The sequence below is a fragment of the Mesorhizobium sp. M1E.F.Ca.ET.041.01.1.1 genome, assembly GCF_003997355.1.
In the GTDB taxonomy this organism is placed as follows: Bacteria; Pseudomonadota; Alphaproteobacteria; order Rhizobiales; family Rhizobiaceae; genus Mesorhizobium.
This window is the reverse complement of record NZ_RZSL01000180.1, coordinates 1-10,299: the sequence shown is the minus strand read 5'-3', so window position 1 is coordinate 10,299 and position 10,299 is coordinate 1. Positions and strand designations below refer to the sequence as shown.

The following is a 10,299-nucleotide window of genomic DNA, read 5'->3' as shown; positions in this document are numbered from 1 at the left end:
GGAGTTCGTGCCGCAGGACGTCACGTTCACCGGCTATGAGCCGGGCACGATCGTTATCGACACCAGCGCGCGCCGCCTCTACCTCGTCGAATCGTTTTCCACCGCACGCCGCTATGCCATCGCGGTCGGCCGTGAAGGCCTGCAGTTCAAGGGCACGGTGGCCGTCGGCGACAAGCAGGAATGGCCGCGCTGGATCCCGACGCTCGACATGCAGAAGCGTGAGCCGAAGCACTACGGTCAGTATAAGGACGGCATGCCCGGCGGCGGCGAAAACCCCCTCGGCGCGCGCGCCATCTATCTCTATGACGGCAGGAAGGATACGCATCTGCGCATCCACGGCACCATTGCGCCGCAGTCGATCGGAACCAGCGCCTCCAACGGCTGCTTCCGCATGATCAACGAGCACGTCATGGATCTCTACAGCCGCGTCAAGATCGGTACTAAGGTTGTTATTATATAACAGCCAGGCGTTATCATCTGACGCGTTGAATCATACTGCCGAAAGGGCCGGCACCGCCGGCCCTTTCGTTTTGAGTCTTCGTTTTGACGCATGTCGTTCTCCCAAAACCGCTTAGCACTTTTGGGCGACATGCTTCGCAAAGCCCCTCGCGGGCATCGGCGCCATTTTGGGAAAAAGCCTTCGCGGCGGTTTTTTCTCTGGCGGAATCAATCAGGCCGCGTTAAGCGATGACTCCCATGGCGCGATATGTATTCATCACAGGCGGCGTGGTTTCCTCACTCGGAAAAGGCATCGCCGCAGCAGCTCTTGGGGCTCTCCTGCAGGCGCGAGGCTATCGCGCGCGGATCAAAAAGCTCGATCCTTACCTCAATGTCGACCCTGGAACGATGTCGCCTTACCAGCATGGCGAAGTGTTCGTCACCGACGACGGCGCCGAGACCGATCTCGACCTCGGCCATTACGAGCGTTTTACCGGCCGCTCGGCCAACCAGCAGGACAACATCACCACCGGCCGCATCTACAAGAACATCATCGAGCGCGAGCGGCGCGGCGACTATCTCGGCGCCACCGTGCAGGTGATCCCGCACGTCACCGACGAGATCAAGCATTTCGTCCTCGACGGCAATGACGAATACGACTTCGTGCTGTGCGAGATCGGCGGCACGGTCGGCGATATCGAAGCGATGCCGTTCCTGGAAGCGATTCGCCAGCTCGGCAACGACCTGCCGCGCAACAACGCGGTCTACGTGCATCTGACGCTGATGCCCTACATCCCGACCGCCGGCGAATTGAAGACCAAGCCGACGCAGCATTCGGTCAAGGAATTGCGCGGCATCGGCATCGCGCCCGACATTCTTCTGGTGCGCGCCGACCGGCCGATCCCCAAGGAAGAGCGCCGCAAACTCTCGCTGTTCTGCAATGTGCGCGAAAGCGCCGTCATCCAGGCGCTCGACGTGCCGCACATCTATGACGTGCCGATGGCCTACCATAAGGAAGGCCTCGATTCGGAAGTGCTCGCCGCCTTCGGCATCGACCCGGCGCCGAAGCCGCGGATGGAGCCATGGCAGGCGCTCTCCAACCGCATCCACAATCCGGAAGGAGAGGTGACGATTGCCATCGTCGGCAAATACACCGGCCTCAAGGATGCCTACAAATCGCTGATCGAGGCGCTTTCGCATGGCGGCCTCGCCAACCGCGTCAAGGTCAAGCTCGACTGGATCGAGAGCGAGATCTTCGAGAAGGAAGACCCGACGCCGTGGCTGGAAAAGGTGCATGGCATCCTTGTTCCCGGCGGTTTCGGCGAGCGTGGCTCGGAGGGCAAGATCCTGGCGGCGAAATTCGCGCGCGAGCGCAAGGTGCCTTACTTCGGTATCTGCTTCGGCATGCAGATGGCCTGCATCGAGGCGGCGCGTTCGCTGGCCGGTGTCGAGCATGCCTCTTCGACCGAGTTCGGTCCGACCGACGAACCCGTCGTCGGGCTGATGACCGAATGGCTGAAGGGCAACATGCTGGAAAAGCGCCGGGCCACCGGCGACCTCGGCGGCACCATGCGGCTCGGCGCTTACCAGGCCGAACTGGCCAAAGGGTCGAAGATCGCCGAGATCTATGGCGACACGCAGATTTCCGAGCGTCACCGGCACCGCTACGAGGTCAATGTCGACTACAAGCAGCGGCTCGAGGACTGTGGCCTGGTCTTTGCCGGTATGTCGCCCGACGGCGTGCTGCCCGAGACGGTCGAATATCCCGACCATCCCTGGTTCATCGGCGTGCAGTATCACCCTGAACTGAAGAGCCGGCCGCTCGAACCGCACCCGCTGTTCGCCAGCTTCATCGAAGCAGCGATGGAACAGTCGCGACTCGTTTGATGCAGACTTACGTCGCGCTGCTCTACAGCATTATCCTGGGCGAGGGGCGGCGGGTCGTCATGTCCGACCTGAAGGCGATGGCCGAAGGCCTCGGGCTCAAGAATGTGCGCACCCTTGTGGCGACGGGCAATCTGGTCTTCGAGGCGCGGGCGACCAGGATTTCCAACCTCGAGCAGCGACTGGAAACGGCCTTCGAACAGAGCTTTGGCCGCCATGTCGACATCATCGTGCGCAGCGCTGAAGATTGGCTCGAGCTGGCAGCCGGCAATCCGTTCCCGGTCGAGTCCGCCGATACAGGCGATCAGGTCGCGGTGCGGGTGATGCGCGTGCCTGTCGCCGAGGATGCCATATCAACGCTTCGCGCCTGTGCCGCCGAGGACGAGAAGGTGTTTTTGATCGGCGGCGATATCTGGATCGTCTTTTCACGTGAGCGGCCAAGCTCGCGGCTGCTTGCAGCCGCCAGTCACAAGCGTATGGGCATCGGTACTTCGCGCAACTGGAACACAGTGCGCAGACTGGCCGAGATGGTCGGTAAATAGGCAGTAGGCAGTAGGCAGTAGGCAGTAGGCAGTAGGCAGTAGGCAGTAGGCAGTAGGCAGTAGGCAGTAGGCAGTAGGCAGTAGGTGGCATTCTCTATTGCCTAATCCCTACTGCCTACTGCCTTCTTTCAGGCTTTTGCCGTTTTGGCGCCTGCTCCGAGCGCCATGGTGCGCAGCACGTAGTAGACGGCGCCCGCGATCGCCACGCCGAAGAACCAGCCGTAGACGCCCCACCAGGACGGCAGCCAGTTGGTGAAGTTGGGCAGGATCGAGGAGAAGATCGCGCCGGTGCCGGCGGCGATGAAGGCGTTGACATGCCAGCCGCCCTGGAAGCGGAACTCGCCATCCTCGCGGTAGAGCGCCTCGACGTCGACGTCGCTCTTCCGGATCAGATAGTAATCGACCATCATCACGCCGAAGATCGGCCCCATCGTCGCGCCGATGATGTTGACGAAGGAAGCCGCGCTGCCTTCCCACGGCGCGAAGGGATAGAGCACCAGCGCGATCAGCGCGGCGATGTAGCCGCCTTTCTTGAAGTCGATCTGGCGCGGGAAGACGTTGGAGAAATCGAAGGCCGGCGAGACGAAGTTCGCCACGACATTGATGCCGAGCGTTGCCACCGCGAAGGTCAGCGCCGAGAGAGCCGCCAGGAACCAGCTGTCGAATTTGGCCGAGATCTGGTCGGGATGGAGCAGAACCTCGTGATAGACGTCGTAGGCGGCGATCGTGGTGACGCCGGCGACCAGCGAGAACAGGATCAGATTGACCGGCAGGCCCCAGATATTGCCCTTGCGCAGCGCCGCGTTGTCCGGCGCATAGCGGGCGAAGTCGCAGAAGTTGAGGTAGAGCGCCGAGAAATAGGTCACCCAGATCGCCGCCACCGCGAACAGCGCCGTCCACGAACCCGGCTCGCCCGGAACGCCGGCATCCTTGGTCTTGTCGAGCAGCACGTCCATCGGGATGTCGCTGGTGAAGGCGAAGGTGCCCGACTTCAGGCAGAGATAGATCGCCAGAATCAGCATCATCACCCACACGGCGGGGCCGGCCCAATCCTGGAAGCGGCGCACCGTTTCCATGCCCTTCTGGATGATCAGGAGCTGCAATGCCCAGATCACGACGAAGCAGATCACTTCCAGGGTGGAATGGCCCAGGAGGTGCGAGGTCTGATTGAATTCGTTGAACCATTGCAAGCGGGTCAGCAGCGCGACGATCGCGCCCGACGCGGCGGCTGTCTGCGCGCCGTACCAGAAGCAGGCGACGACGGCGCGCACCAATGCCGGGATGTTGGCGCCCCAGATGCCGAAGGAGGCACGCGCGAGCACGGGGTAGGGAACGCCGGTCTTCACCCCGGCATAGCCGACCATGTTCATCAGCGCGTAGATGATCAGCGAGCCGATGCCGATGGCGATGATGAAGTTGACGAAGCCACCGCAGAACAGAAACAGACTTGCGGCAAGGTAGTAGCCCCAGAGGCTGTGGACGTCGGACGTCCAGACATTGAAGATCGAAAACGGTCCCCAGTTCCTGACCGTTGCCGGAGCCAGATCCTCGTTGTAGAGGCCGGGCGATGCGCCTTGTATGGTCATTGCAAGTGTTCCCCTTCTGCAAAACGCGCCCTCACGCGTTAACCGGCGAGGTTAAGCCTGACGCAGGGGAACCGGCAAGCAACCCATTTGCCGGCTTTCACCTTAAAGACATTCAATGAGAATCGCGCTTATCGCTGACGCCGAGCTTGCATCATGGCTTGAGTCGGCGCAGGCCTTTTCGCGGCAGTTCGGGTGCTGGTCGGCTGGTTCCGAAATTTTCAAGCGGCAACCAAATTTGTTTGGAACTAATCCACAGGATATGCGTTTACTGCGGTTCGGCCGCCTTGCGGCCGAACCGGGAGGAAAACAATGGATCGCTTACATTTCTTTACCCCAGTGCGGATCGCGCGTGGGCAGGGATACCCCTTGGAGGAAGTCGATAGCGTCTCCGATGCGTTGGTGTTCCTGCGGAAGTGGCCAACGGGAAGACGCGGCCCGGTTTATCAGTGCGCCTTGAATTGCTGCTCGGCGGCGATGTCGGGCAAGATGTCGGCCGAAGAAGCGAGAAAGGCCTTCGTCGGCTTTGCCCGCATCACCCGGCTGCTCGACGACGACATGGCGCTGCCCTTGGGTGGCGTCTCCATGGACAATGTCTACGCCCTGAGGCGGTAGATCGGCCAAGGTTCCCTGGATTGCACGGCGCTGCGCTTGCCTGGCGCAGCGGGGATGTTGTCAACTCAACAACAATGATGCCGGCTCGCAGCACCGGACTGCCGCTCTCTCTGTTTCGGCGGACAGGGATGATCGCCGTAAGAGCAAAACACGCAGCAATCTCCCGCCAGGGGCTTGAGGAGAGTCCCGCAGCTTTCGCATTCGTAGAAGTACTGGCAGGCATCGACAGGCATCGTTTCGGTTCTGCGCTGGCCGCAGGCCGGGCAGGCGATTGTGCTGGCGAGTTCGATCATTGCTCTTTCACCAATGCTGCAGCATCTCGCCTGTTGTTTCAATTTTTCCCGCTCAATTCTCCCTGAAAGTGCGCGTCAGCGAAGCTTCGACCGGGGCCAGCATGTAATCGAGCAAAGTGTGTTCGCCGGTCAGGATCATGACTTCCGCCGGCATGCCGGGCGACAGACGGATGTCATGCAGTTGTCCGAGATCGGCCGCGTCAACTTTCACTTTGGCGAGGAAATAGGGCTCGCCGGTCTTCTCGTCGGTCAGCCGGTCGGCCGACACCGAGGTGAGCAGGCCATGGATCTGCGGCAGATGCCGGCTCGGATAGGCCGTCAGCACCACGCGGGCCGGCATGTCCGGATGCACCACGTCGATATCCGTAGGCCTAATGCGGGAATCGATGATCAGATTAGGCTCGTTGGGCACGATATCGAGAAGCGGCTGGCCGCTGGAGATCACGCCCGATTCCGTCGTTACGTGCAGGTTCATCACCGTTCCGGCGATCGGCGCGACGATGTCCGTTCTCGCCAGCACGTCCTGGCGCGAAGGCAATTGGCTGCGCAATGCGGCGAGGTCGCTGCGCACCTTGGCAAGATCCTCGTTGGCACTCTCGCTGTCCTGCTGGCGCAGGTTAAGGAGCTGGAACTCGGTCTCGCCGATCTGCTGATCGTTCTTCGCCACCTGCGCCCGATTCGTTGCCTGATTGGCGCGGATGTCAGCCTGGGCGCGCTGCAGCGCCAATATACGCGGCAGGCGTTCGAGGCCCTTCTTGTACATCTCCTGCGCCGAAGCGATCTCCTGGTCGATCAAGCCGAGCTGGTCCGTCTCGGCGGCGATCACGTCCCTTGATCCCGCGCTTTGCTCCTCGATCTGCGCGATGCGCTTGTTGAGGATCTGCGTGCGCCCGTCGCGGGTTGCAAGGCGGCTGTCGAGCAGCGCCTGCTCCTCGACGACGACTTTTCGCGCCAACTCGCTGTCGATCGAGGTCAGCTCCTTGGGAAACGCGATCCGGTCCTGTCCGGCAAGCTCCGCGACCAGGCGCGCCTCGGTTGCCAGCAAGCGGATATAGTGCCCTTCCAGCTCGTCGTAGCGCCCCTGCGCGTCGGTCGTCTTGAGGCTGATCAGCACCTGGCCGGCGCTGACCTTGTCGCCTTCCTTCACATGGATCTTCCCGATGATGCCGCCTTCCAGATGCTGAACGGTCTTGCGATAGCCCTCGGGGCTGACGACGCCATTGGCGACGACGGCGCTGGCCAGAAGGGCGACGCTGGACCAGACGGCGACCCCGCCGACGAAAAAGATAGCCGAGACATAGCCCAGCATTCGCGCGGGCCTGGTCCGCTGCTTGAGGTCGCGCCTGCTTGCGCGGACGGCAGGTGACCGCGGCCGGACCAGCCTGGAAAGCAGCAGCAGGACGAGCGCGCCAGCGGCCGCCGTCACAGCGATGCGTGACGACCGGTCCAGCCCGTTGAACCAAGTCGATACGGCGGCGACGAAGTCGCCTGTGGAAACGGTCAGCCTGTCGGTCAGTTCGCGGAGGCTGTCCTTCAGCCCATCCAGCATCCTCGGGAAGTCGCCAAATCGGTCGCTCATGGCTCACTCCACTGCCTTAAAGTTTGCCGGCGCATTGGCGGCGATCTTGTCCAGCATGGCCGCCTGCACGGATACCCGCTTCGGCTGGCCTGCCAGCGCGGCGAGCACCTCGTCGCGCGTGCCGAACATCGACACGGATCCGTCGCGGAGGAAGACGACGTGATCGGCCGTGCGCAGAAGATTGGTCTGATGGCTGACGATAACGACCGTGCGGCCTCGCTCCTTCAGTTGCTGGAGCACGTTGAACAGCGCCACCTCGCCTTCGCCGTCGAGCCCGGTATTGGGTTCGTCGAGGACCAGAAGGGGCGGGTCACCGAACAGCGCCCGGGCAAGCGCGATGCGCTGTCGCTGGCCGCGCGAGATACGGGCCCCGTGCGGCCCGACTTCGGTCCGGTACCCATTCGGCAGCCGCAGGATCATCTCGTGGATGCCGGCGAACTGCGCCGCGGCAATCACCGCATCGCTGTTGACGTCACGCAGGCGCGCAATGTTCTCGGCGATCGTTCCGGGGAACAAATCGATCTGTTGCGGCAGATAGCCGACATGCTGGCCCAGTTCGTCCGAAGGCCAGTTCCAGACCTCCGCCCCATCCAGCCTGACGTGGCCGAGCGAGGGCTGCAGCGCTCCGACGATAAGGCGGCAGAGCGTCGTCTTGCCGGAGCCGGACGGGCCGATCACGCCGCAGGTTTGGCCGGGTTCGACGCCGAAGCCTATCGCGCTCAGCAGCGCTTGCGACGTTCCCGGCGCGCGGTAGTGGAGGTTCTCGAGCTTCAGCCGGCCTTGCGGGCGGGGCAGGGTTACACCGGCCGGTTGCATCGACGCGGTGTCGGTAAAAAGCTTCATCAGGTTGCGACGCGCGGTCCGCGCGCTGACAAGACTGCGCCAAGCGCCAATCGAGCGCTCGATCGGCGCCAGCGCGCGGCTGAGCAGGATAGAGGCTGCGATCATCGATCCAGGCGTCAGTTCGCGGCGCAGCACGAAATAGGCGCCGAGCCCGAGCACGGCCACCTGAAGGGCGAGGCGCAGCGAGCGTGACAGGCTGCCGATGATGGTGGTGCGCTGCAAGAGCCGCGACTGGAGCCGCATCAGCGACTGCTGGTTTTCCTCCCAGCGCCGCAGCGCTGGCTCGGACATGCCGAGCGAGCGCAATGTCTCGGCGCCATCGACGAATTGACCGACGGCGGCCTGGCTGCTGCGCAGCCCCGCAGCCGCCTCCTGGTTCTTGCGTCGGGTGAAGAAGTCATTGGCGAGTGCAGCGCAGAACAGGAGCACCGCGCCGGCAAGACCGACCACGCCCAGCGCCGGATGCAGCAGCCACATGAACGCCAGGAAGACCGGCGTCCAGGGCGCGTCGAGAAAGGTCAGGATGCCGTCGCCGGCAACGAAGCCGCGCATATCCCCGACGTCCTTCAGCCCAATTTCGAGACCGTAGCCGGCCAGGCGCGCCTCCATGGTGCGCTCGATCACCGGAACGCTGAGCTGGTCGTCCAGCCATTGACTGATATGGCCCAGCATCATGCGGCGGGCATGCTCGAGCATGCCGTAGACGGCGATGGCGCCGATAACGGCAAGGGTGAGCCAGAACAGCGTGTCGATCGAGCCGCTGGACAGCACCCTGTCGTAGATCTGCAGCATGTAGACGGTGCTGGCGAGCAGGAGGACATTGGCGAGCAGGCTGAAAAGGAGGAGGGCGGGCACCTGCTGGCGCGCCAGACGCATCACCTCCTGAAATTGCGGTCTCGGTTGCATCACGGATACCCCCCCGTTTTCGATGCCTTTCACTAGTGCTCGGTTGATGTCCCAACGGGGGCAGCGTGGGCTGCCCCCGTTGGTTTTGTTTCAGGCGATGTCGACGAGGATGTGCTGGACGGTGGTCGTGTCGCCGTCCGCGTCCGCGACCTGGACGCCGAAGTCAAGGTGCGCGTCTGGTGTCGTGGTCTGAGTCGAGGTGAAGCCGAGGTCCACGATCTTCAACACATCGTTGTCGGTCGCGTCCCAGTTCACCAGTGCGGTTTGAGAGCTACCACCAGTTGAGCCGGTATCCCGGATGAGGTTGATCGCCGTGCCGTCGCCGGTGATCCCGTTGCCGGACTGCATGATCTGCGCGCCCTGGATCACCCAGTTCGAATTGGCATCGTTGTAGTCGTTCCTCTCGATGATAACGAGACCGTCGTTGTTATCGAGGGGGAAGTCAGCCGCGTATGCAGCAGGCACCTGTCCCATCTTGAAGATGTCGGAGTTCTGGATGTAGATCGCCTTGGTGGTGTGCACCGAGCTGTCCGTGCTGCTGACGAGGTCGAGGATCACCATCAGGTCCTCGCTGGTGCCGATACCGTCGAACTTGATGGCCATGTCGGCGGCCGTCTGGTTCGGGTGGATGTCCTCGGTGGCGATGGTGGGACTGTGGTCGAAGAACCGCAGCGTCAGCAATTCGCCTTTCTGGATGGTGTCGCCAGCGACCCCGTTCGTGGTCTGGGTGGCAGACACCCAGTCCTCATGGTTGTTGGTGACCAGATCGCCGGGGTTCCACGCGGTGTCAGTGGGTGTCGCGTTGTCACTGTCGCCGGTGGAGTTAAGACCGAACTTGATGGTGTTGGTGACCGAATTCGCCGTGAACTGCACGAAGAAGTCCCGATCGGTCGTTTCGGGTGTGCTGTCCGCCTCGAAGAGCTTCTCCACCACGATATTCGGGTGGCCGACGTTGCTCGTGGGCTCCTTGGACAAGAGCTCGCTGGTATGCAGGATGTCTTTGGTGAAGCCCTCCACCGCGTCGTTCAAGGTGATGGTGTAGGTGTCAGCATCCTTGTTGAAGACAAGCGTACCGCCCGCCGTGGCCGTCTGGTTGCCGGCCGTGTTCGGGTCGCTGTCGTATGAGATTTGCCAGTTGAACGTTGCCGAGGTGGCGCTTTCCGACTGGAGCGTCGCGTACGAGCTGATGAACGAGGTCGTGCCAGGGGCAGGGACAAGACCGGTGAGATTACCAGTAAGGCTGAGCTGTATGCCGGCAAGCACATTGTCCTGGTCGGCGAAATCGCTAACACCCGCCGTATACTCCGCGGCCGTGTGCTTGTCCGTCATGTCGTATCCAAAGGTCCCGCTGGCCGTCTGCCCTACGGCATTGAGCAGAAGTTCCGGGGTTTGGATGCCGCTGGCGACAGGATCGGCGTCGAACGGTGCCGTGATTGTTGGATCGGTGTCGTCGAAGGTCAGCGACAGGCCCGAGCTCGAGCTTTGCTGCGAGACCACGTCCTGATCGCCGTCGGTCACCGTCACCGTCGCCGTCACGTTGATCAGGCCGTTGAGGTCGAGGGTGTTGTCCTCGCCTACGCCTTGCGGCGCGTTCGAGTGCTCGAGGGCAACCAGCG

General features: G+C 62.5%; 8 protein-coding genes and 1 pseudogene. 4 read left to right on the top strand and 5 right to left on the bottom strand.

The genetic code is table 11. The features are described from left to right. From EOA38_RS16590 to EOA38_RS16580, 3 genes are all read left to right on the top strand, one after another. A partial coding sequence (locus EOA38_RS16590; protein WP_145965980.1) for a L,D-transpeptidase occupies positions 1-460 on the top strand: 460 nt, incomplete at its 5' end. 227 nt (positions 461-687) lie between these two features. Next, the gene (locus EOA38_RS16585) at positions 688-2,325 is read left to right on the top strand and encodes a CTP synthase (protein WP_127299714.1); all 1,638 of its coding nucleotides are present in this window, start codon (positions 688-690) and stop codon (positions 2,323-2,325) included. Next, entirely contained in the window at positions 2,325-2,864 is a 540-nt protein-coding gene (locus EOA38_RS16580) for a DUF1697 domain-containing protein (RefSeq protein WP_127299713.1), read from the top strand. The genes EOA38_RS16585 and EOA38_RS16580 overlap by 1 nt, the downstream gene beginning before the upstream one ends. A gap of 128 nt (positions 2,865-2,992) precedes the next feature. Here the strand turns inward: EOA38_RS16580 and EOA38_RS16575 are convergent, their stop codons facing one another. Next, positions 2,993-4,450, bottom strand: a complete 1,458-nt coding sequence (locus EOA38_RS16575) for an NCS1 family nucleobase:cation symporter-1 (protein WP_127299712.1) — start codon at positions 4,448-4,450, stop codon at positions 2,993-2,995. Between the two features lie 309 nt (positions 4,451-4,759). Here EOA38_RS16575 and EOA38_RS16570 point away from each other — a divergent pair, with 309 nt between their 5' ends. Beyond that, positions 4,760-5,062 (top strand): DUF982 domain-containing protein, encoded by a 303-nt coding sequence (locus tag EOA38_RS16570; protein ID WP_126093909.1) that lies wholly within the window; start codon positions 4,760-4,762, stop codon positions 5,060-5,062. 65 nt (positions 5,063-5,127) lie between these two features. Here EOA38_RS16570 and EOA38_RS40410 read toward each other — a convergent pair whose 3' ends face one another. The 4 genes and pseudogenes from EOA38_RS40410 to EOA38_RS16550 form a co-directional block, all read right to left on the bottom strand. Continuing rightward, on the bottom strand, positions 5,128-5,355 hold the full coding sequence (locus EOA38_RS40410; protein WP_127299711.1) for a GDCCVxC domain-containing (seleno)protein: 228 nt from the start codon (positions 5,353-5,355) through the stop codon (positions 5,128-5,130). Positions 5,356-5,407: 52 nt separating this feature from the next. Beyond that, complete coding sequence (locus EOA38_RS16560) at positions 5,408-6,934, bottom strand: HlyD family type I secretion periplasmic adaptor subunit (RefSeq protein WP_127299710.1); 1,527 nt, start codon at positions 6,932-6,934, stop codon at positions 5,408-5,410. Between the two features lie 3 nt (positions 6,935-6,937). Beyond that, entirely contained in the window at positions 6,938-8,683 is a 1,746-nt protein-coding gene (locus EOA38_RS16555; RefSeq protein ID WP_245480854.1) for a type I secretion system permease/ATPase, read from the bottom strand. Positions 8,684-8,773: 90 nt separating this feature from the next. Continuing rightward, positions 8,774-10,299, bottom strand: a pseudogene (locus tag EOA38_RS16550) (hypothetical protein); the annotation flags it as partial.